Genomic DNA, 24,267 nt, shown 5'->3' with positions numbered 1-24,267 from the left:
TATCAGTATGTTATTAATATTACAAGTTGTAATTTATTCTTTATATTTAAGTATATGGAAAATAAGAGTTGTAAATCATATTTTAAATTGGTATTAAAAATACCTTTATGATTAATACTAATTCTAGGAATTATAACTTGTAAGAATAAATATAAATATTAAATTTTCAAATTACAAAAATATATAGGAATAAAAATAAATTTAGATAGAAAGACTTTATTAATAATTACAGAAAAGGTGGAGGATAATATGAAAAAAGTAAGTTTATTTAGTATTATAGTAATTATAATATTAAATATATTTAGTGCTGATATAAGTGCTAATACAAAGAACATTAAGCCTATAAGAGCAGGAGTACTACTATATAGTGAAGATGATTATTATATTTCTGAAGTAAGAGATTACTTGTTAAAAATAGAAAACGAAAATAAAGAAAGAATAGATTTTATATTTTATGATGCCGATAGAAATCAAGAATTGCAAAACAAGCAAATAGATGAACTCATAAATATGAAAGTAGATTTAATATTATTAAATATTGTGGATATACATCAAGCAGATTCAATAATAAACAAAATTAAAGCACATAATATTCCTGTAATATTTTTTAATAGAGAACCTTCATCATTAAAGGGAGTTAAATCTTATGGAAAGTCTTTATATATAGGAACTGAAGCATGTGAGTCAGGTGAAATTCAAGGTGAAATGATAATTAATGAGATGAAAAGTGGAAATATAAAGGATAGGAATGGAAACGGTATATTAGATTATGTATTATTACAAGGCGATAAAGATAATATAGAAGCACAGTTAAGAAGTGAATGTGTTATAAAATCAATAAATAAAAATGGAATTAGGACTAATGAAATAGCATCTGAATATTGTAATTGGCAACAGGAATGTGCTAAAAATAAAATTGAGTCTTTATTTTCAAATTATGGAGATAATATTGAAGTAATAATTTCAAATAACGATGAAATGGCAATAGGAGCTATACTGGCACTTCAAGAAAGAGGATATAACATAGGAGATCCAAATAAGTTCATATCTGTAGTAGGAGTTGATGGAACAACTGAGGCTAGAAAAATGATAGAAAATGGATTTATGACAGGTACAGTTATACAAGATGCTGAAGGAATGGCTAAAGCACTCTATAGAATAGGCTTAAATTTAGCTCAAGGGAACCCACCATTGCAAGATACAGAGTATAAATTTGATGTAACAGGCGTAGGTGTTAGGATTCCGTATAATGGTTACATAGTAAGAAATTCACCTAATTTATAATTTGAGTTTTATATTTAAATAAGAATTACAAATAGATTGTTAAGGAAAGAACTATTAGAATTTATAGTTTAGGAAGAAATTAAAAAATTATAGTAGAATTATATATAGTTATTTTTATGATTAATAATACTTCTTAAATTATAGAGTATGCAAATAATATTTGAAATTATAAAGTAATAAAAAAATTATATAGATAACTGTATTAGTAAATAAAGGAGATGTGAAGAATAATATGAAAAAAGTTAGTTTATTTAGTATTGTAGTGATTATAATTATAAACATATTTAGGTTAGATATAAGTGCTAATACAATTAATACAACACCATTAAGAGCTGGAGTACTTTTATATAATGAAGATATTTATTATATTTCTGAAATAAAAAAACAATTAGAAAAACTTGAAAGTGAAAATAAAGATGAAATAGATTTTATATTCTATAATGCTGAAGGAAATCAAGAATTACAGAATAAGCAAATTGATGAACTTATAAAAATGAAAGTAGATGTAATACTATTAAATATTGTAGATGTACATGAATCAGATTCTGTAATAAATAAAATCAAGGAAAATAATATTCCTGTAATATTTTTTAATAGAGAGCCATTATCATTGAATGGAATTAAATCTTATAATAAATCTTTGTATGTAGGAACACAAGCTTGTGATGCAGGTAAGATTAAAAGTGAAATGATAATTAATGAGATAAAAAATGAAAATATAAAGGATAAGAATGGAAATGGTAGTTTAGATTATATATTATTAGAAGGAGAAAAAGATAATGTAGAAGCTCAATTAAGAAGTGAATGTGTTATAAGATTTTTAAATGAAAGTGGAATTAAAACTAATGAAATAGCTTCTGAAGTGTGTAACTGGGAAAAAGAATGTGCTAAACAAAAGATTGAGTCTTTATTTGATAAATATAGCGATAATATTGAAGTAATAATTTCAAATAATGATGATATGGCAATAGGTGCTGTCTTGGCACTTCAAGAAAAAGGGTATAATTTAGGTGATCCAAATAAGTTTATATCAGTAGTAGGTATAGGTGGAACAGAGGAAGTTAGGGAAATGATTAAAAAAGGCTTTATGACAGGTACAGTTTTGCAAGATGCTGAAGAAAAAGCAAAAGTTCTTTATAGAATAGCGCTAAATTTAGCGCAAGGTAAGGAAGCATTACAAGATACAGATTATGAATTTGATGTAACAGGAGTAGGAGTTAGAATACCATATAACGGTTACATAATAAGAAATTCACCAAATTTAGAAATTTAATCTTTTATAAGTGAATTTTTTATGTTATAATCTTTGGGTATTTTGGAAGAATGGGGGAGTATAATCATGAAACATATCAAGACAATCAATAAGACTAATATCAAAAACAGCTTAGTAAAACCAGGTTGTAAAGAATGTGCTAACTCATGTCAATCAGCTTGCAAAACTTCATGTACAGTTGCAAACTTAGAGTGTGAAAACTAATTAACAAGAAGCGGCAACAATTAAGTTGCTGCTTACTTTTTATGTTAAGCAAAGCTTTTGGAGGGATAGAAAATGTCTTTAATACACAAATTTAAACAAGGTGATAATTATTTTGTATTAGATGTAAATACAGGAGCTGTTCATATAGTAGACGAGCTAGTATATGATTTAGTACATGATGATGGAATGAAGGATAAGGAAGAAACATTAAAGCTTTTATGTGATAAATATGATAAAGAAACTGTTATAGAAGCCTATGATGAAATAATGGAACTTGTAAAAGATGGACTATTATATTCAGAAGATAAGTATGAAGATATAGCTCATGGATCAATGGATGATAGAGATTATATAAAGGCAGTTTGCCTAAATATAATTCATGGATGTAATTTAAGATGTAAATATTGCTTTGCAGATGAAGGAGAATATAATGGACATAAGGGTGTCATGTCATTAGAAACTGCTAAAAAGGCAATAGATTATGTTGTAAAAAGAAGTGGTCCAAGAAGAAACATAGAAATAGATTTATTTGGTGGAGAACCAACTATGATCATGGATACTGTAAAAGAAATAATAAAGTATGCGAGAGAAAATGAAAAAGAGTGGAAGAAAAATATAAGATTTACAATGACAACAAATGCTACTCTTTTAAATGATGATATGATGGATTTCATGGATAAGGAAATGGGAAATATCATACTTTCATTAGATGGTAGAAAATGTGTTAATGATAATGTTAGAATAAAAGTTGATGGAAGTGGATCTTATGATGACATACTTCCAAATATAAAGAAGATGATAAAAAAGAGAACACCTGGAAAGATGTATTATGTTAGAGGAACATTTACAAGAGCAAATACTGATTTCTTTGAAGATGTAATGGCTATGGTAAATGAAGGCTTTGATGAAGTTTCTATAGAGCCAGTGGTTTTAGAAAAAGGACATCCTCTTGCATTAAGAGAAGAAGATTTACCAGAAATAATGAAAAATTATGATAAACTATATGAAGATATGGCAAGAAGAAAAAGAGAACAAAATGGAGAGTATAACTTCTATCATTTTAATGTTGATTTAAATGGTGGACCATGTGTTTATAAAAGAATTTCAGGTTGTGGAGCAGGATTTGAATATGTTGCAATAACTCCACAGGGAGATGTTTATCCATGCCATCAATTTGTAGGAAAAGAAGAATTTAAACTTGGAAGTATATATGATGATACATACAATAAAGACCTTGGCAGAGAATTTAAAAAAGCTCATATATACAACAAGCCTAAATGTAGAGATTGCTGGGCAAGATTCTATTGTAGTGGAGGATGTCAAGCAAATAACTTTAGCTTCAATGGCGATATGAAAATACCTTATGAAGTTGGCTGTAAAATGCAAAAGAAGAGAATTGAATGTGCAATTGCTTTAAAGGCAGAATAATTTTAAATATAAAAGTTGGTATTTGCTTATGTTCAAATACCAACTTTTTATATTACAATGATAATAAAAAAATAAGTTTTGGAGGATAAGATGGAATTTATATTAAAAAATAAGATGAAGCTTATATATACAAAAACTACATCTAATTTAACATCAATGTCTATATCAATAGATGCAGGCGCATGTAGAGAAAAAGAATTATTAGGACTTGCTCATGCAACAGAGCATATGGTTTATAAAGGCACAAGAAAGAGGAATGAGGAAAAAATAAATAAAAACTTAAGTAAAATTTTTGGATTTCAAAATGCCATGACAAACTTTCCATATGTTATTTACTATGGAACTATGTTAAATGAAGATTTTGAAGAAGGTGTAGAACTTTTTTCAGATATAATTTTAAATCCTATATTTCCAACTGAGGGATTTGAAGAAGAAATGAATGTAATAAAGGAAGAGTTAAGAGATTGGGATGAGGAATTAGAGCAATATTGTGAAGATAAACTATTTTTAAATAGCTTTAGAGAAAGAAGAATAAAGTATCCAATTATAGGTACAAATAAAGATTTACAAAAAATAAAATTAGAAGATATAAAACAATTTTATAAAGATAATTATTTACCTGATAAGACTTCTATAGCAGTGGTTTCTTCTTTAGAATTTGAAGAAGTTAAAAATATAGTTGAAAGCTATTTTGAGAATTGGAGTACTGAGTATAATGGAAATAATAAAGAAAAAATAATTTATGATAAGACTAACTTTGGAGTTTATAAAGAAATAAAAGAGGGAATTAATACATGTAAAGTTCAAGTCATATTTCCAATAGATGATTTAAGCTATAACGAAATAAAAGCATTAAGAATATTTAATGAGTATTTTGGAGAAGGAGTTAATTCATTATTATTCGATACATTAAGAACAAAAAATGGACTTGTATATGATATTTTAACTAAGATTTCTTATGAAAAGTACATAAAGCTTTATAAAATAACTTATAGTACTTCAAAAGAAAATTTAGATAAATCTTTAGAATTAATAAATGAATGTATAGATAAAATTGAAAGGTTTGAAGTAAATATAAGTAATGATGATATATTTGATTTTAAAAAGTCTATGAAACTAAAGAGATGGTTTAGAGAAGAACAAAATATAATTTTAGCAAAAGAATTATCAACGTATAGTACAATGTTTGGAGATTATAAAATATATTCAGAAGAATTTAATAATCTTGATGCTATAGATAAAAATTATATTTTAGATGTAGCTAAAAAAGTGTTAGAAAATAAATCTATACAAGTAATAAGCAATTAAGATAATTGAATCTATAATTATTTTAATTTATTAGTTTGTAAGTGAATATATGTGGATTGCTCTTGACTTGATACGAAGGAAAAGAATAACAAAGCTATATTTGCTTTTTATAAATATAATACAATTTTTTATTCATAATTTAAGTATAAATAAAAGGGAGATATTAATGAGTAAAGCACCTTTATTAGAAGAATTATTAAAATATCATAAAGAAGAAAATTTGATTTTATCAATGCCAGGAAATAAAAGTGGGAAAGCGTTTTTAAGAGATTCATTAGGAAAAAAGTTTAAAGAAACTCTAGGGAATTTGGATATTACGGAAGTGGACCCTTTAGACAATTTACATTGCCCAGAAGGGGTAATAAAGGAAGCGGAGGAGCTTCTAGCAAAAACTTATAATGTAAAAAAAGCATACTTTCTTGTAAATGGAAGCTCTTCAGGGAATTTAGCTTCAATATTTGCTGCTTTTAAAGAGGGGGACGAGGTATTAGTAGAAAGAAACTGCCATAAGTCAATTTATAATGGACTTATTTTAAGAAAACTTAAGGTAATTTATATAGATGCTGTAATAGATGAAAATATAGGAATATTTTTGCCGCCTAGAGAAAAAGAAATAAATGAAGCTTTAAGTAAAGCATTTAATCCAAAAGGAATAATAATTACAAGTCCGAATTATTTTGGAATATCTTACGATATAGAAAATAAAATAAAAGAATTAAAAGAAAAAGGACTAAAAGTAATAATTGATAGTGCTCATGGTGCTCATTTTGTAGTAAATAAGGATTTACCAAAGTCACTAGCTAATCTTGGGGATTATGTAGTATTAAGTGCTCATAAAACACTACCTAGTTTAACACAAGGAGCATATTTATTAGTAAATAATAATGAAGAAAATATTGATTTTTATGTAAAGACTTTTATGACTACATCACCATCATATTTAATAATGGCTTCATTAGATTATGCTAGATATTATCTAGATAATTACGGAAAAGATGACTATGGTAACTTAAAAGAAAGAGCAGAAAAGTGGAAAGAAAAAATAAACTTATTAGGTAAAGTGAGTGTAATAAGTGATGAGAATTTATTTAATAAATATACAATAGATAAAAGTAGATATTTAATTACTTTAAATAAAGGATATAGTGGTCATAAACTTTTAGATTATCTTAGAGTTAATAAGATACAAGCTGAAATGAGTTTTTCACGAGGAATAGTCCTGATTTTTTCGCCTTCAAATACAGAAGAGGATTTTGAAAAAATATATTTAGCTATTAAGAATTTAAATATAAATGTGTTGAAAACTAATGAAAAAAATGCAGTGTTTTCAAAAATATCACCTGTTAAAGTATTAGAGCCTTATGAGGTTTTTAATTTAAATAGTACTAGCTTAGATATAAATGATGCTTTGGGGAAAATAGCTAAAGAGGCGATAATTCCGTATCCGCCAGGAATTCCTTTAGTTTGTGCAGGTGAAAAAATTACTAAAGAAGCTATTGATATAATTAAAGAATATATTGAAAATAGATTAAAAGTAATTGGAGTACAAGACAATATTATTAAAGTGATTGAAGAGTAAGGCATATAATATTAAAAATATTACTATCTAGAAAGTGCTTTAATATAAAATGTAGAATGTAAAATTTCCAGTGTATTTAAGAATGAAATACTGAAACCTATATTATTTTGAAATTATTTTCAATAATTTTTACTTATATTATGCATTCTACATTTTCAATTGAGCTATAGATCCATTTTTAGATTACAATAAAATACAAGCCAATAAGGAAATTACTCCTGCTAAACAAATGGAGATACTATTACTTTCAATAATTCTAAAATTGATAGTATTTTTAATTGAATTATTTAATTTAGATTTTTGGAGTATAGGGCGTATAATAGCTATAATACCCAAAGCTATAAGGGATATTCCTAATATAAAAATATAATTAATTAAAGGAAAATTTAAAGTATTATGTAGGTAAAAAGACAATAAAGATACAACTAATATCCAAGATAAAGTATTAAGAATAAGCTTTTTAAAAATAAAACCTTCTTTACAAATTAATAGATAATTCATTATATTAATATTATATAGCCTCTAGGAATTATTTTACAATATGTTTTTATAATAAACTTAACACTATATATTTAGACTTTTATATTAAGGTGTAAATTTATATAACTTGTTAAATGAAAATCAAAGAAAGTAAAAGAAAAACTAAGCTTTGTTTTACAAAATTAGTTTTTATTCAATTAATTGTTAGTAGAGATATTTTAATAACTAAAACAAGCTTTAGTAAATATTGACATAATAGTATCTTTTAAATAAAATAATTATGGTAAAGAGGAGGGATTGTTAATGGAGAAAAATAAAGGGAATATTTCAATACATACAGAAAATATTTTTCCAATTATAAAGAAGTGGTTATATTCTGACAAAGATATATTTATTAGGGAACTTATTAGTAATGGGTGCGATGCTATAAGCAAATATAAAAGATTAGTTTCTTTAGGAGAAACTAATGGAAATAAAAATGAAAAATATAAGGTTACAGTTTCGTTAAATAAAGAAAATAATACTTTGAAATTTATTGATAATGGAATTGGAATGACTGAAGATGAAGTTAAGAAATATATAAATCAAGTTGCATTTTCAGGTGCAGAGGATTTTATAGAAAAATATAAAGATAAAATGGAAGATGGAAAAGATATAATAGGTCACTTTGGGCTAGGGTTCTACTCTGCTTTCATGGTTGCAAAAAGAGTTCAGATAGATACTTTATCTTATTTAGAAGGAGCAGAAGCAGTAACTTGGATTTGTGATGGTGGTACAGAATATGAGATATCTCCATCTTTAAATAGAAAAGAGAGAGGAACAACAATAACTCTTTTTATAGATGATGATAGTAATGAATTTTTAGAATTGTATAAAGTTAGAGAAATAATAGAAAAATATTGTTCATTCTTACCTATAGAAATATATTTAGAAGAAGAAGGTAAAGAAGTTAAGGAAGAAGATATTAAACCGTTAAATGATACAACTCCATTATGGATGAAATCTCCAAAGGATTGTACTGATGAAGAATATAAAGAATTTTACAAAAAGGTATTCCGAGATTTTAATGATCCATTATTTTGGATTCATTTAAATGTAGACTATCCATTTAACCTAAAAGGAATATTATATTTTCCTAAACTTAAACATGAACTGGAAGCTACTGAAGGGCAAGTAAAACTTTATAATAATCAAGTTTTTGTTGCAGATAACATAAAAGAAGTTATACCAGATTTCTTACTATTATTAAAGGGTACAATAGATTGTCCAGATCTACCTTTAAATGTATCTAGAAGTTTTCTTCAAAAAGATAAGGATGTTATAAAAATATCTAAGCATATAGTTAAGAAGGTTGCAGATAAATTAGTTGCACTATATAAAAATCAAAGAGAAAGCTTTAATAACTTTTGGAAGGACATTCAAATATTTATTAAGTACGGTTGTTTGAGAGATGAAAGCTTCTATGATAAAATAAAGGACATTGTTATATTTAGAAGACTAAATGGTGAGTATATAACATTAAAGGAATATTTAGAAAATAATAAAGATAAACATGAAAATAAGGTCTTTTATGTAACAGATGAAAAGCAACAATCACAATATATTAAAATGTTTAAGGAAGCGGATTTAGATGCTGTAGTTTTAGATTGCTCAATAGATAACCATTTTATTAGCTTTTTAGAGGCAAAAGAAAATGGAGTTATATTTACCAGAATAGACTCTGATATTTCAGAAACACTTAAAAATAGTGAAAGTGAAGATTCAAAAGAGTTAAATACTAAGCTGGAAGAGTTATTTAAAGAAGCAACTTCTAATAAAGTAAATAATATTAAAGTAGAAAATCTAAAAAATTCAGGAACTCCTGCTATGATATTGGTTTCTGAACAATCAAGAAGAATGGCTGAAATGAGCAAAATGTTTGGTGGAATGGAAATGCCAAATATGTTTATGGAAGAAAAAACTTTAGTTATAAATAATAATAACTCAATAATTAAAAAGCTAGCATCTGTAGACTTTGAAAGTAAAAAGGATGATATTAATTTAATATGTCAGTATATTTTAGATTTAGCTTTGATAGCTAATAAGGAATTAAGTTCTGAAGAAATGAATGACTTTATTAATAGAAGTAATGAGTTATTAAATAAAGTAATAGAATTATAGTAATATCTTAAAAATGAAATCAATAAAAAATAGAACTATTTATGCTTAATAGTTCTATTTTTTTTAATTAATATTGTATCGCTACAATGGACAAAATGTAATTATTGGATTATTATAAAATAAGTAACTTAATTAAAAAGCAGGTGCACTTATGAATGGGGTAAAAAAAGTAGCTACAATAAATGATTTATCTGGAATAGGAAGATGTTCACTAACAGCAGCAATTCCTATATTATCGACTTTAGGAGTTCAATGTTGTCCATTTCCTACAGCTATACTTTCTTCTCAAACTGAATTTGATAAGTTTTCATTTTTAGATATAACTAATGAAATGAACAATTATAAAAATGTTTGGAAAGAGCTCAATATAAACTTTGATTGCATATATAGTGGCTTTTTAGGTTCTGAAAAGCAAATTGACATAGTTTTAGATTTTGTATTAGATAATAAAGATTCTTTAATTGTTATAGATCCAGTTATGGGAGACAATGGAATACTTTATGATACTTTTACAGAAAATATGTGTAATAAAATGAAAGAACTTGTTTCTATTGCAAGTATAGTAACACCAAATTTAACAGAAGCATGTATATTAACAGGAGAAGAATATAAAAAGTATGATACAAGTAATGAAAAAGTTATGAGAATTGCTAAAAAACTAGCACAAATGGGACCAGAAAAGATTATTATTACAGGAATAATAAGAGAAAGTGAAATTTATAATTTTGCTTACGATAAAGGAAGAGATGAATTTTTTATAGTAAAATCAGTTTTTAATAATGAATCATATAGCGGAACAGGGGATATTTTTACTTCAATTATTATAGGATTATTATTAAATAATCATAATTTAAATTTTGCAATTAAAAGTGCAACTAACTTTATTTATGAAGCAATTAGTTATACATCTAAATTTAAAACTAATCCAAAAGAAGGAATAATGTTTGAAGTATTTTTAAAGGAGTTGATTTTGATAAATGAAAACAAAAATTAAAACAAGAAGTTTAGTTTTGGCAGCATTATTTGCAGCTTTTATATGCATTACAATATCTATTCATATCCCAACAGGCTTTAATGGAGGATATGTACATTTAGGAGATACATTCATATATCTTGCAGCAGTACTTTTACCTACTCCATATGCAATGCTTGCAGCGGGTATAGGAGCTGGACTTGCAGATGCATTGGCTGGTGGAATGATATGGGTGTTACCTACAATAATAATTAAACCTATAATGGTATTATTTTTTACTTCTAAAAGAGATAGTATAATATGTAAAAAAAATGTACTAGCAATAGTTATAGCTGGTATTGTAGGATGGTTTGGATATTATTTAGCAGGAGCTGTTATATCAGGTAGCTTTGTAGCTCCACTTGCAACTTTCTTTATAGATATAATGCAACCTATAGGAAGTGGTATAATATTTTTAATAGCTGGTTATTCTTTAGATAGGGTGAAAATTAGACAAAGATTATCTATAGAAGCAAAATAACTTTAGAATATGGCGTGAGGTAGAAGTATGAAGGTTATGACCTTTAACTTAAGGACAGATTTCTTATTAGATATAAATAATAGATGGAATAAAAGAAAAGAAATAGTTTATGATATATTAAACAATAATGATTGCGATATAATAGGTGTTCAAGAGCTAAATAATAAAATGTTTAAGGATATTTCAAAAGAAGCTCCAGGATATAATATAATTGGGAGCCCTAGAAGTCTTAAGTATTTTATAGAAAGAAATGATATATTAGTTTCTAAGAAACATAAAATATTAGAATACAGTACTTTTTGGCTTTCAGAAGATCCTGAAAAAATAGGAAGTGCTATTTGGTATTCTGTTTATCCAAGAATATGCACAACAGCTTTAATAAGATTAAATGATGGTAATATAGTTAGAGTATATAATACACATTTAGATTTTTTATTATCAAAGGCTAGGGAATATGGACTTAAAAAAATAGGTGAGTATATGGATAAACAACATGAAAAAGACAATTATCCAGCTATACTAATGGGAGATTTTAATGCAAGTCCAACAAGTAAAGCCATTAAAAATTTCTCGGAAGGTAAATATAGTAGTAAAAAATTTATAGCTGTACAAGATCACAAGAAAGAAATTTATAATATGTCTACTATGAGTAAGTTTAAAGGAAATAAAAAAGGTCTTCATATAGATTATATATTTGTAACCGAAGAGTTTAAAGTTTTAGATACTGAAATATTAGAGTATAACAAAAATGGTAAATATCCTTCAGATCATTACCCTATGATTGCAAAACTTGATATAAATAAAAATGCTAATACTTCAAAATAGAGTATTAGCATTTTTCATTTTAATTAAGCATTATCAATTATCTTAAAGAATAAATCTTCTATATTACCTAATTCGTTATATTTTTCTTTTAAGTATTCTTTGTTACCAGAATCTACTATTTTGCCTTCCTTCATTAAAATCATTGTATCGCTTATTTCTTCCATTGAAGCAAGGATATGAGTACTAACTAGTATGGTTTTTCCAAGAGATTTTATTTTTGATAGTATTTCTCTAAATTCCTTTATTCCATTAGGATCTAAACCTACAAAAGGTTCATCAATTAAAATTATACTTGGATCATGAATTAAAGCCATTATAATAGATACCTTTTGTTTCATACCTTTAGACAAGTCTTTAGCAAGAGAATCTTTTTTATTTGCTAAGTTGAAAGCATTCATTAACTCATCAGCTTTACTTGTCCAATCTTTAATTTTATAAGCTAAGGCTATAAATTTAAAGTGTTCCCAAACTGTTAATAAATTATATAAATCAGGGGTTTCAGGTATATAGGCTAAATTTTCTCTTATGGTTCTATCCTTTGTAGATTTTCCATCTATTAAAATATCACCTGAATCTTTTCTTAATAAAGAAAGTATGCACTTTAATGTAGTAGTTTTACCAGCACCATTGGGGCCACATAATATGGATATTTCACCAGTGTTTAATTTAAATGATATATTATCAATTGCTTTATTTTTCTTAAAAGATTTAGATAAATTTTTTACTTCTAACATAATTTCCTCCAAATTAATATTCTATAAAATCAAATATTTTATTACATAACAACATTAATAAGCTTATATAAATCCCAACAATTACAGTTAATACTCCAAATGCTATATATGGATTAATAGTTATACTGTAAGTAGCTACAGTTGCAACAAATGGAATCATTATAAGTATCATTAGCACGAAAGTTACAAGAATTCCTGGCCCAGATTCATTATCCTTTGGCATAAGAAGTATTACGATTAAGTTAAGTAATTTTACTACTAATGAGAATGCTATAGTAATTAAGTAACATCCTATTCCTAAGATTAAGAATTTATAATCTAATATAATAGAAGGAATAAGCATTATACTGATTCTAATTGCTAACATTAAAAGTTCGTCTAAGACTGTAGAAAGAATTTTATTTATTGGTTTTCCTGGGATAATATAAATATATACATTTTTTAATTCTCTAGATAACTCGGAAAAATTAGATGAAATAAGAACTATATAAACTGTACCAATTGAAATCACTAACAATGAAACTAATTGATTTCCTTTTAAAGTAACATATCCTCCGATTATTCCGATAATAATATTAACTAAGAATAATAAATATTTTTTTAATGAAGTCTGTTTTCTTTTTCTAATAATTGAAGCTTTCCAATATAATGATAATGATCCCCATCTTTCTTTAGAACTACTATTTAAATTAACTTTTTTTATATCTTTTTCCATTTGTGAATGAACATCTCTCTTGTTGTTTTTTAACTGCTTTAATTTTTCATTTTGTGTAGATACCTTTTCAGCTATTTCTTCATAATATTCAACATTAAGAGTTATAAATAAGAAACAATTAATAATAATTAATGATAATAAATATAATATATCAAATATTGGCGGTGTAATTGTTTCTGTTAAAAGTAAAGATATAAATTTAACTATAGAAGAAATTATAGGTAATTTAACAAGAAAGCTATCAAAAATAGACATAGACAATTTGTTAAAGTTAAAGTTTAGACTCCAAAACTTATATAAATAAAATAAAAGTATTAAACATGCAATACCTTGTAATATGTAAGAGATAAATTTTAAGACTTTAACTAATCCTGTTTTAACTTTTATTGCAAAAAACAAATAAGATAAAGAAATAAAAAATAAGAATATAAAGAAAAATCCTAAAGCTATTGGCAATAATCCTATTAATGCTAAATTAGTAAAGGCTAGGAGCATTAATATAATAAAAATAAACGTTAAAAAGAAGCTTGCTACACCTTTTATTGCACTACGAATCATTGAATAAAATAGTATTAATTTATTATTTATAGGTGAAGGAAATAAATAGCTAATATCTGAAATTGAGAAGTTACTTGGAGCATAATCATTTAAATAATTTGCTAATACAAATAGTATAAAAACTAATGATATTATAGCTATAATTCCTAGAGCAGATTGCTGCATTTCTGGAGCTATGGAAGCTTTAGATTCATTTTTAAATATTGAAACTATAAATGAAGAAAAGCAAAGTCCGAAAAATATGATTATAGAAAATAATTTCTTTAAGAATAAAAGCGGATGATGAAAAATTTGAAAAAAGAAATTTTTAATTTTTAAAAGATCTAAATAAACTAAAACTTTTAAATCGTTCATTAAAACACCTCCATAAGTTATTTGTTAAATTATAGCAAAAATATGTATTTTAAACAAGAAATATTCATATAGGTGATTAATAGACCCAAATTAAAATTGAAGATTGAATTTTGAAAGTGTTTAAATATGAGATATCATGAATATATTATTTAGATGATTAAAAAATCGTGATTTAATAACAAAATAAGATAGCTAGTGGAAGTAAAGTGTCAACTTTTTTATTTTTAATGAATGAAAAATGCTAATTTTATATTTGGAATATTATAAATTTCGTTTATAGTGAAGTATTTATTAAAAAGTCTAAAAATAATACATATATATATGCGAATAAAAAAAATATTGACTAGAATAATATTCGTATTATATACTTTTGGTGTGATATATTACTAAGGAGGAGTATTTATGAAAAATGCTTTAGTATTCCAATCAGATTTTGGAATTGGAGATGGTGCTGTTAGTGCTATGTATGGGGTTGCTTATAATGTAGATAAGACACTTCAATTATTTGATTTAACACATGAAATACCACAATATAACATTTGGGAGGCTTCATATAGGTTAATTCAAACTGTAGTCTATTGGCCTAAAAGCACTGTGTTTGTATCTGTAGTCGATCCTGGAGTTGGATCAAATAGAAAGAGTATAGGAGTTAAGACTGCAAGTGGACAATATATAATTACCCCAGATAATGGAACACTTACTCACATTAAAAGAATATGTGGGATAGTTGAGGCCAGAGAAATCGATGAAACTATAAATAGATTACCTAATTCTGGAGCATCTTATACTTTCCATGGAAGAGATATATATGCCTATACAGGAGCAAGACTTGCAGCTGGAGTTATAGATTTTGAACATGTTGGTCCAAAAATTCCAGTTGATGAAATAGTAGAATTACCAGTTGTTGAATCTATAAAAGAAAATGATTTAGTAACAGGAACTATAGATGTTTTAGATGTAAGATTTGGTAGCTTATGGACAAATATTGGAAGAGAATTATTTACTAGCTTAGGTATTAAGTATGGAGATAAAGTTGAAGTTTCTATTAGAAATAATACAAGAGAAGTTTATAGAAATATAATGGTTTATGCAAAGTCGTTTGCTGATGTTTATGTAGGTGAAACCTTGGTTTATGTTAACTCATTAGATAATTTAGCTGTTGCTATAAATCAAGGATCATTCTCAAAAGCCTATAATATACAAACTGGAACAAATTGGATAATATCTATCAGAAAAGCTCCTAGAGTAATATATGATTAGAAATTAATTTAAAACACGAATAGTATTTATTCACTATATATGAAATGAGGAGGAATTATAATGGAAAATAAAATGTCTATTAAAACAATAGTAGCGATTGGTATAGGTGCAGCTGTATTTATGATACTAGGGCGTTTTGGAGCTATTCCATCAGGTATCCCAAATACTAATATAGAAACAAGTTATGCTTTTTTAGCATTAATGTCAGTATTATATGGTCCTATTGCAGGAATATCAATAGGTTTTATAGGTCATGCTTTGAAGGATTTAGTATTTTTTGGTTCGCCTTGGTTTAGTTGGGTTATAGCTTCAGCTGTTGTTGGTCTTATAATAGGATTATCATGGAAAAAATTAAAAGTTAATGACGGTGAATTTGGCAAGAAAGAAATTATTGTTTTTAATATATACCAAGTAATTGCTAATTTAATTGCATGGCTTTTAGTTGCTCCTACATTAGATATACTTATATATGCAGAGCCAGCTAATAAAGTTTATTTACAAGGTGTAGTTGCTGCAATTTCTAATTCAATTACAGTTGGAATATTAGGCAGTATTTTACTTTATACATATGCTAAGACTAGAGTTAAAAAAGGAAGTTTAGATAGAGAGTAATATCTAATTAAAATACTGGGGGCTTTAGGTCTCTGGTATTTTTTACGTATATATTACAAACAATATACTATTATTTTTAATCATAAATAACGTTTTCGAGGAACATATAATTTATATATAAAGGGAGGTTTGCTATGAAAAAACCTGTAATTGAGTTCGATAATTTTACATTCCAATACAGAGCTCAAGCAAAGCCAACATTAAATAATGTAAACTTAACTATATATGAAGGCGAAAAAGTTCTTATTGTTGGTCCTTCTGGATCAGGTAAGAGCACGATTTCAAGTTGTATAAATGGTCTTATTCCATTTTCATATAAAGGAGAGATTTCAGGAAGTCTGAAAGTCAAGGGGAAAGAAACCAGTAAAATGAGCATTTTTGAATTATCTAATTCAGTGGGGACTGTTCTTCAAGATCCAGATAGCCAGTTCATTGGATTAACTGTAGGAGAAGATATTGCTTTTAAGTTAGAAAATGATTGTATACCTCAAGATGAAATGAAAAATAAAGTAGAAATTGTTTCTGAAATTGTTGGAATAGATAAGCATTTAGAAGCAGCTCCATATAGTTTATCAGGTGGTCAAAAGCAGCGTGTAACCTTAGCAGGGGTTATGGTTGGAGATGTAGATATAATTTTATTTGATGAACCACTTGCAAGTTTAGATCCTGCAACAGGTAAAAATGCAATTGAATTAATTGACAAAATACAACAAGAAACAAATAAAACTATAGTAATTATAGAGCATAGATTAGAAGATGTGCTACATTGCTCTGTAGATAGAATAATAGTAGTAGATAATGGAGAAATTGCTGCGGATATAACTCCAGAAGAACTTTTAAGTTCTAATATATTAGCGGAAACAGGCATACGTGAACCATTATATATTACTGCTTTAAAATATGCAGGCTGTGAGGTTACTCCAGATATTAATCCACAACATATTGATACATTAAATTTAAATACATATAGAGAAAAACTTAAAGAATGGTATGATGAAACTGTTGACAAGAGTGTTAATATAAATTCTGAAACTATACTTGAATTAAAAGATATAAAGTTTGGATATGAAGAAAAACGAGAAATATTAAAAGGAGTTTCTTTTAATATTAAAAAAGGAGAAATGGTTAGTATAGTAGGAAGAAATGGGGCAGGAAAATCTACTATATCGAAGCTTATTTGTGGCTTTTATAAACCAACTAAAGGGCAAATATTATTTAATGGTAGGGATTTAGTTAACGATACAATTAAAGAGCGTGCAGATAAAATTGGTATTGTTATGCAAAATCCAAATCAAATGATATCTAAGACTATGATTTTTGATGAAGTCGCATTAGGACTTAAAGTTAGAGGAATTAGTGAAGAAGAAATTAAAGAAAGAGTACTTGATACATTAAAAGTTTGTGGGTTATATGAGTTTCGTAATTGGCCAATTTCAGCACTTAGCTTCGGACAAAAGAAACGTGTAACTATTGCATCTATACTAGTTTTAAATCCAGAAGTTATAATTTTAGATGAGCCAACTGCTGGGCAAGATTTTAGGCACTATACTGAAATTATGGAATTCTTGCAAGAATTAAATAGAAAAGGTGTCACTATAATCATGATAACTCATGATATGCATTTAATGCTTGAATACACAAATAGAGCAATAGTATTATCTAATGGGTTGAAGTTAGCAGATGATACAGCATCAAATATACTTACCGATAAAAGAGTAATATCTGAAGCTAATTTAAAAGAAACATCTTTATATGAATTAGCAATAAAGGCTAAATTAGATAATCCAAGAGAGTTTGTTAAAAAGTTTATTGACTATGATAGGAGGATTAGAGGCATATGAGCAAAATGCTTGAATATACAAATATAAATTCACCTATTCATAAATTGACAGGTGCGTCTAAGTTAATTGCTTTGATAATATGGGCATTAGCTTCAATGATTACATATGATACACGCGTACTTATACTTATGTTTATTTTAAGTATATTTGTATTTAAAATTTCAAAAGTAGAATTTAAGCAAGTATCCTTTGTTCTTTATTTTATATTAATATTTTTATTGTTAAATAATTTAGCTATTTTTATTTTTTCACCATATGAAGGTGTTCAAATTTATGGAAGTAGAACTGACTTATTTAAAATTGCAGGTCCATATACACTAACATTAGAACAATTATTTTATCAGTTTAATATAACATTAAAATATTTTTCTATAATACCAATGGCATTATTATTTATGGTTGCAACTAATCCAAGTGAGTTTGCAGCTTCATTAAACAAAATTGGTGTTAGTTATAAAGTTGCGTATTCTGTTTCAATAGCATTAAGATATATCCCTGATGTTCAACGTGACTATCAAGATATATCATTTGCACAACAAGCTAGAGGAATTGATATGTCTAAAAAAGAAAGAGTAACAAAAAGAATTAAAAATTCTGCAGCAATATTGATGCCATTAATTTTTTCAAGTTTAGATAGAATAGATACTATAAGTTCAGCAATGGAGCTAAGAGCTTTTGGAAAAAATAAAAAACGTACTTGGTATAGTGGAAGAAAGTTTGAAAAAAGAGATTATATAGCGATATTAATAGTTAGCTTAATATTTATTATAGCGATTATTGCAACTATAGTTAACCATGGTCGCTTTTATAATCCTTTTAAATAAAGCTGTAATAGAAATTGCATATTAAAACTTATTTAGTTTTACTTTTAAAATTATATAATTATTAATGGTGTAGGTTATTGATTTAAGAATGATTATATATAATTAAAATTTTATTTAAATTGCTTTGGAAAATATATTAAGTGATAGATTTAATGAAAGAACCAATAAAATGGACTCTTGTAAAAGAAAGAAATTTTATTGGTTCTTTTTTTATATAACATATTAATTTTTGTGTGTGAATAAACTATGTAGATTTAGAATAAAGAGATTTATTAATTATAAATAGAATGCTGAATTTTTAATAGCGATTATTTGACATAAGGTATTATAAAATATATTATTAAAATACAGAAAACATAAGATAGATTTAAGGTGGTGAAAGTATGGAACTTTCGAAAGTTCAAAATAGATTTATAAATCATAAAAGTTCTGGATATCAGCTTTTGAAAGGCAAAGAAGGAACAGGGAAGAGTACTGCATCAATTTATAAGGCTATAAATTTAGAAAATAATTATTGTATTTATGAAGAGGATAAAATTTTATTTGTAACATCTAATTATACTAAGACATATGAAGCAATGGAACTTTATAAAAAAGAAAGTAATGAGAATTATTTTTATTCATTGTTTTCGTTAGAAAAGGATAGATTAAACATTATAACGTTAGAAGAACTTATTGATACATATTCTAAAGCCTTTAGAAGAGAAAAGGGACTAGCTATGCAAGTTATAGATAAAGTAAGCGGTATAGAAATTTTAAAAGAATTAGAAAATGAAATATCATCATTTTATAAAAAATCTAAGTTTCTTCAAAAGGCAACAATGAACTTTATATTAGAAGAAATTTTATGGATAAAAGCTAGTAATTTTTCTAAGGATTACTATCTTGAAGTTGATAGAAAAGGACGTGGAGGAAGAATTAAAAAATCTTCTTATACAAGAGAATCTATTTATAAAATTAAAGATCTATATAATGAAAATTTAATTAATAAAGGCTTAATGGATGAGTATGATCATGTTATATATGCTATTTCATATATAAATAATCATGGCGGATTATATAGTCATGTTATATTAGATGATATGGAGAAGTTTACTAAGGGAGAAATAGATTTTATAAAAGCTATTTATAAAAATAAACCACATTCTTCATTTGTTTTTATATTAAATAGCGAACTTAATAATAAAGAAAATTCTTGGATGATAAAAGGTAGAAAAGTAAATACTTTAGGGATTGATGTAAAGGGAAAGAGCTTTAACTTTAAAACTAAATATGATTCAAAAAAGAAAAAACAAGTAGACACAGTTGAAAAGTATAAGTATATAAACTTAAAAAATAAGGGAATTGTAGAGTTTAATATAGATACAGCTTCGAATAGAAAAGAAGTATTTGAAGGAAACGATATTTGCTATAATGAAAATGAATTAGAAGATATTCCAATGTTTAATAATATAGCGGCAGGAACACCTATAGAAATGAATGACAATATAGAGGGAAGTTTTTGTATACCTAAATATTGGCTTGAAAGAGGAAAAGATACCTTTATATTAAGAGTAAAGGGTGACTCTATGGTAGAAAAAGAGATTTGTGATGGTGATTTAGTTGTTATTAAAAAACAAGGGACTGCAAATCATAATGAAATAGTAGCTGCAAGCTTAGATGGTGAGGCAACATTAAAAACACTAAACCTAAATGGGAATTTACCAAAATTAATGCCTGCAAATTCTTTATATGCTCCAATTAGTTTGGAAAACAAAGAAGTCAATATATTAGGAGTTGCAATTGGAATAATAAAACAGGAGATAAACTAGAAGTTTATCTCCTGTTTTATTATTAGTAAAATATATAATATACTTTTTTAGTATATTTAAACATAAGGTAGTCAACTTAAAGTAGGTATATAGAGATTTCATATAATGTAAAAATAATTAACATAATAATAAGTTATAGCTAATACATATTATATATAAGATATGATATAGAGTTAATATTTAGTAAGACATATAACTATTTTATAATCTTGAGTAAATTTAGTGTTTTAATAGCTTATAAAGATTAAAAATATATGATTTGAATTTGTTATTTAGATTAATATTACTATTTATTATAAATGTTTAAATTATTTAGATAACAATTAGAAGCATATATAAATATAAATAAAATTAAATAGGTAGGAGGGATTTTATGAATTTAGAGTTTGTAAATGATCAAAAAAGAAAAATATTAGACAATATTAATTATGCTAAGGAATCTAATATAAATAAGGTTTCAGCTATACTTATGTGTAATGATAAAGAAGTACAAAAGGAATTATTATCTTGGTTTGTTATTGAAGGATACAAAGTATCATTGATAAAAGATGAAGTTAATATTTTAACAATTGAGTGGTAAGGATTAGCTAATAATGGTATTGACAATATGATTAAAAGTGTTATAATTAACCATATAAGGAAATGGTAATGAATTTGATTTTTGGAAATATTTAGATTAGAGGTGTACCATGGGATCTATAATATTTATTTCTATTATTTGTTTAATATTTATAGTATTAGGAGTGGCTATTAGCAAGTATAAATGCTACTGGTTGATATCTGGATATAATACTCAGTCTAAAGAAGAAAAAGCTAGGGTAGATATTGAAAAAGTAGCTAAACATATGGGGAGAATGTGCTATTTAATAGCTTTTATAATATTTATAGGAGCTATAGTTTCAGATTATTTTGAGATTTCTATAATACCTTTTGTGATTATTTTAATAATTATTATATTTGGGTATTTAATATATCTTCAAAGATTTGATCATAATAAAAAGAGCAAAGCAGAAATAATAGTAATGATAGTTATAGGATTTATAACATTTTCAATTTTAATTATAACATTTTCATTTGGGAATGAGCCAAATGATCTTATAATTAAAGATGAAGCTATAGTTATAGATGGAAGCTATGGAACTACTTTAAAAAGAAAAGACATAAAATCAATAGAGCTTGTAGACGATATTCCGGAAATAGGAATTAGAAGTAATGGATATAGCGATGGCGGTGTCATTAAAAAAGGTGATTTTAAATTAAAAAGTGGAGAAAAAGTTAAGCTCTATATTCAAAGTAATAAAGGACCATACATTAAAATTTCTACAATAAATTTTGATGTATATATAAATTATAAAGATGTATCTTTAACAAAACAGTCATTTAATAATTTAAAATAGCAAAGATAGGGAAGCTTTATTTGGCTTCTCTATCTTTTTTGTTTTTAGAAGAATTTTCAGACTTCATTTCCCAATGAATAATTAATGTTAAGAATCCTCTTAATAAGGTTATTGAGCCTAGAATTATTAGTTCATTCATATTTCTAATAATAACTGTTTTTAATATTTCAGCGGCTAGCTTGAATTCAAGTGCTGTAGCCAGGGAATTTGCATATTCCCATTTTAAAGGGTAATATTTTTTTGTTATTAATGAATAGGAATAATGATAAAAAGCTTTAATGGATCCAATACATATAACTAAAATTCCCATTAACTCTAAAATGTTTACCAAAGTAGGTATAATTGATTTTATAAAATCTTCTAACATATAAATCTCCTATTAATAGTTTCTTATAATATTTATTATTCCTTTTTAGAAAAAAATAATAAGTAATAATTATGAAATATTTAAGGAATAAATATAGTAGTATAATGGATAATAAAGTTACAAAGATAATTAATTTATAAATTGAAATTGGAGATTTATTATGATTATTGAAAAAGAGTTTTATAACCAAGGAGCTATTGAAGTTGCAAAAGGTATTTTAGGTCATTATTTAGTAAGGGAAGTGAATGGATTAAAGATTAGAACTAAAATAGTGGAAACGGAAAGTTATATAGGGTCAACTGATAAAGCATGCCATGCTTATAATTATAAAAGAACAGATCGAACAAAGCCTTTATTTGAGGAAGGTGGAATAGCATATGTTTACTTTATTTATGGTTTATATCATTGTTTTAATATAGTAACTAATATTAAAGAAGAACCTGAAGCTGTTTTAATAAGAGCTGTAGAGCCTCTTGATAATTTTGAATATTTATCTAATATTAGATTTAACAAAAATTATAACGAGTTAACTAATGCACAAAAAAGAAATTTAACTAATGGTCCATCTAAGTTATGTAGTGCTTTAAGTATTACAAGGGAAGATAATTATAAAAAATTATATATAGATAGTCGATTGTACTTAGAATATAATTATGAAAAAAATATCGAAATAGTAGAAACTACTAGAATAGGTATAGATTATGCTGAAGAGGCAAAAGATTTTAAATGGCGATTCTATATTAAAAATAATCCATATGTTTCAAAGAAATAAATAGTATTAAGAATATGAATATTTATAAAAAACAGGACAAAACTATTAAGAATATGAATATTTATAAAAAACAGGACAAAACTATTAGTGAATAGAAATTAAGGAGGAATTAATATGAAATTAAAAAAATCATTATTAGTACTTTGTTCACTAATTATCTTTTCAGGAATTTTAATTGGGGCAACTCCTGAAAAAGGAATGTCAACCAAAAGTCCAGTTGTTGTAGGAGAAGTAACAGAAATAAAAAAATCAGAAGATGGAAATTCAACTATGATAACTGTACAAGGATATATGAAAGGAAAAGAAGTTAGTAAAATGACAGTTGTCGGAATTATAAATAATGAAACAAAAGTTATGAATTCTGCAAATGATAAAAAAGAAAATATAGTAATTGAAAATGGAGATTTAGTATATATGAGAGTAAGTGAAGCTATGACTAAATCAAATCCACCTCAAACTGTAATAAAAAGAATATTTATTACTAAGAATAAATAGAAATTTTACAAAAATGGCTTTATAATATAAATGGAGGATGAAATATGGAAAAATTGAATAAAGATGAATTAAAAAATAGATTAACAGAACTTCAATATAGAGTTACTCAAGAAAATGGAACTGAACCACCTTTTATGAATGAATATAATAATAATTTTGAAGAAGGTATTTACGTAGATATAGTTTCCCTAGAGCCATTATTTATTTCAACGGATAAATTTAATTCTGGTTGCGGATGGCCTGCTTTTTCAAAACCTATAGATAGAAAGTTAATTGAAGAAAAAGTAGATAAAAGTCATGGAATGGTTAGGACTGAAGTAAGAAGTAAAAATTCAGATTCACATTTAGGTCATGTATTTTGTGATGGACCAGAAGATTTAGGAGGACTTAGATATTGTATTAACTCAGCATCATTAAAATTTATACCTAGAAAAGAAATGAAAGAAAAAGGATATGGGAAATATTTAGCTTTATTTGAAGATAATAAGTAAAG

Annotated in this window: 23 protein-coding genes; 20 read left to right on the top strand and 3 right to left on the bottom strand. The window is 25.9% G+C overall.

Going from position 1 to position 24,267, the window contains the following annotated elements:
• Positions 1–249: 249 nt before the first annotated feature.
• From CSBG_RS10845 to CSBG_RS10805, 10 genes are all read left to right on the top strand, one after another.
• Positions 250–1,284: a galactose ABC transporter substrate-binding protein gene (locus CSBG_RS10845; protein WP_008679461.1), complete on the top strand. Its 1,035-nt coding sequence runs from the start codon at positions 250–252 to the stop codon at positions 1,282–1,284.
• Between the two features lie 232 nt (positions 1,285–1,516).
• A complete protein-coding gene (locus CSBG_RS10840; RefSeq protein ID WP_008679459.1) occupies positions 1,517–2,557 on the top strand; it encodes a galactose ABC transporter substrate-binding protein in 1,041 nt (346 codons plus the stop codon).
• A gap of 66 nt (positions 2,558–2,623) precedes the next feature.
• A complete protein-coding gene (gene scfA, locus CSBG_RS17990; RefSeq protein WP_016208429.1) occupies positions 2,624–2,761 on the top strand; it encodes a six-cysteine ranthipeptide SCIFF in 138 nt (45 codons plus the stop codon).
• A gap of 72 nt (positions 2,762–2,833) precedes the next feature.
• On the top strand, positions 2,834–4,189 hold the full coding sequence (scfB, locus tag CSBG_RS10835) for a thioether cross-link-forming SCIFF peptide maturase (protein WP_008679456.1): 1,356 nt from the start codon (positions 2,834–2,836) through the stop codon (positions 4,187–4,189).
• 90 nt (positions 4,190–4,279) lie between these two features.
• Positions 4,280–5,497: a pitrilysin family protein gene (locus CSBG_RS10830; RefSeq protein ID WP_008679455.1), complete on the top strand. Its 1,218-nt coding sequence runs from the start codon at positions 4,280–4,282 to the stop codon at positions 5,495–5,497.
• Between the two features lie 166 nt (positions 5,498–5,663).
• Positions 5,664–7,076: an aminotransferase class I/II-fold pyridoxal phosphate-dependent enzyme gene (locus CSBG_RS10825; protein WP_008679454.1), complete on the top strand. Its 1,413-nt coding sequence runs from the start codon at positions 5,664–5,666 to the stop codon at positions 7,074–7,076.
• A gap of 783 nt (positions 7,077–7,859) precedes the next feature.
• Positions 7,860–9,716: a molecular chaperone HtpG gene (htpG, locus tag CSBG_RS10820; protein ID WP_008679453.1), complete on the top strand. Its 1,857-nt coding sequence runs from the start codon at positions 7,860–7,862 to the stop codon at positions 9,714–9,716.
• Positions 9,717–9,867: 151 nt separating this feature from the next.
• On the top strand, positions 9,868–10,710 hold the full coding sequence (locus tag CSBG_RS10815) for a pyridoxamine kinase (protein ID WP_008679452.1): 843 nt from the start codon (positions 9,868–9,870) through the stop codon (positions 10,708–10,710).
• Positions 10,694–11,209 carry a TIGR04002 family protein gene (locus CSBG_RS10810; protein ID WP_008679451.1) on the top strand — a complete coding sequence of 172 codons (516 nt, stop codon included), beginning with the start codon at positions 10,694–10,696 and terminating at the stop codon, positions 11,207–11,209. The genes CSBG_RS10815 and CSBG_RS10810 overlap by 17 nt, the downstream gene beginning before the upstream one ends.
• A 27-nt stretch (positions 11,210–11,236) precedes the next feature.
• The gene (locus tag CSBG_RS10805; protein ID WP_008679450.1) at positions 11,237–12,034 is read left to right on the top strand and encodes an endonuclease/exonuclease/phosphatase family protein; all 798 of its coding nucleotides are present in this window, start codon (positions 11,237–11,239) and stop codon (positions 12,032–12,034) included.
• 23 nt (positions 12,035–12,057) lie between these two features.
• Here CSBG_RS10805 and CSBG_RS10800 read toward each other — a convergent pair whose 3' ends face one another.
• Both CSBG_RS10800 and CSBG_RS10795 read right to left on the bottom strand, forming a co-directional pair.
• Positions 12,058–12,768: an ABC transporter ATP-binding protein gene (locus CSBG_RS10800; RefSeq protein WP_008679449.1), complete on the bottom strand. Its 711-nt coding sequence runs from the start codon at positions 12,766–12,768 to the stop codon at positions 12,058–12,060.
• 13 nt (positions 12,769–12,781) lie between these two features.
• On the bottom strand, positions 12,782–14,395 hold the full coding sequence (locus CSBG_RS10795) for a putative ABC exporter domain-containing protein (RefSeq protein ID WP_008679448.1): 1,614 nt from the start codon (positions 14,393–14,395) through the stop codon (positions 12,782–12,784).
• Between the two features lie 402 nt (positions 14,396–14,797).
• Between CSBG_RS10795 and CSBG_RS10790 the strand changes: the two genes are divergently transcribed.
• The 7 genes from CSBG_RS10790 to CSBG_RS10760 all read left to right on the top strand — a co-directional run bounded on the left by CSBG_RS10790 (position 14,798) and on the right by CSBG_RS10760 (position 22,140).
• Positions 14,798–15,655 (top strand): S-adenosyl-l-methionine hydroxide adenosyltransferase family protein, encoded by an 858-nt coding sequence (locus tag CSBG_RS10790; protein WP_008679447.1) that lies wholly within the window; start codon positions 14,798–14,800, stop codon positions 15,653–15,655.
• A gap of 60 nt (positions 15,656–15,715) precedes the next feature.
• Positions 15,716–16,267: an ECF-type riboflavin transporter substrate-binding protein gene (locus tag CSBG_RS10785; RefSeq protein ID WP_008679445.1), complete on the top strand. Its 552-nt coding sequence runs from the start codon at positions 15,716–15,718 to the stop codon at positions 16,265–16,267.
• 134 nt (positions 16,268–16,401) lie between these two features.
• Positions 16,402–18,108 (top strand): ABC transporter ATP-binding protein, encoded by a 1,707-nt coding sequence (locus tag CSBG_RS10780; protein ID WP_008679442.1) that lies wholly within the window; start codon positions 16,402–16,404, stop codon positions 18,106–18,108.
• Positions 18,105–18,932, top strand: coding sequence for an energy-coupling factor transporter transmembrane component T (locus tag CSBG_RS10775; protein WP_008679439.1), 828 nt, complete (start codon positions 18,105–18,107; stop codon positions 18,930–18,932). The genes CSBG_RS10780 and CSBG_RS10775 overlap by 4 nt, the downstream gene beginning before the upstream one ends.
• A 383-nt stretch (positions 18,933–19,315) precedes the next feature.
• Positions 19,316–20,743 carry a transcriptional repressor LexA gene (gene lexA, locus CSBG_RS10770; protein WP_008679438.1) on the top strand — a complete coding sequence of 476 codons (1,428 nt, stop codon included), beginning with the start codon at positions 19,316–19,318 and terminating at the stop codon, positions 20,741–20,743.
• A gap of 373 nt (positions 20,744–21,116) precedes the next feature.
• A complete protein-coding gene (locus tag CSBG_RS10765) occupies positions 21,117–21,323 on the top strand; it encodes a hypothetical protein (protein ID WP_008679436.1) in 207 nt (68 codons plus the stop codon).
• A 109-nt stretch (positions 21,324–21,432) separates the two neighbouring features.
• Entirely contained in the window at positions 21,433–22,140 is a 708-nt protein-coding gene (locus tag CSBG_RS10760) for a DUF3784 domain-containing protein (RefSeq protein WP_008679434.1), read from the top strand.
• Between the two features lie 16 nt (positions 22,141–22,156).
• Here CSBG_RS10760 and CSBG_RS10755 read toward each other — a convergent pair whose 3' ends face one another.
• On the bottom strand, positions 22,157–22,507 hold the full coding sequence (locus tag CSBG_RS10755) for a DUF1622 domain-containing protein (RefSeq protein WP_008679433.1): 351 nt from the start codon (positions 22,505–22,507) through the stop codon (positions 22,157–22,159).
• 160 nt (positions 22,508–22,667) lie between these two features.
• Between CSBG_RS10755 and CSBG_RS10750 the strand changes: the two genes are divergently transcribed.
• From CSBG_RS10750 to msrB, 3 genes are all read left to right on the top strand, one after another.
• Entirely contained in the window at positions 22,668–23,279 is a 612-nt protein-coding gene (locus CSBG_RS10750; protein WP_008679431.1) for a DNA-3-methyladenine glycosylase, read from the top strand.
• Positions 23,280–23,393: 114 nt separating this feature from the next.
• A complete protein-coding gene (locus CSBG_RS10745; protein ID WP_008679429.1) occupies positions 23,394–23,774 on the top strand; it encodes a hypothetical protein in 381 nt (126 codons plus the stop codon).
• 44 nt (positions 23,775–23,818) lie between these two features.
• On the top strand, positions 23,819–24,265 hold the full coding sequence (msrB, locus tag CSBG_RS10740) for a peptide-methionine (R)-S-oxide reductase MsrB (RefSeq protein WP_008679427.1): 447 nt from the start codon (positions 23,819–23,821) through the stop codon (positions 24,263–24,265).
• Positions 24,266–24,267 lie beyond the last annotated feature (2 nt).

This window comes from Clostridium sp. 7_2_43FAA, from assembly GCF_000158375.2.
GTDB lineage: Bacteria > Bacillota > Clostridia > Clostridiales > Clostridiaceae > Clostridium > Clostridium tertium.
Note: the sequence above shows the minus strand (reverse complement) of the source record. Positions and strands in the feature narration are given on the sequence as shown.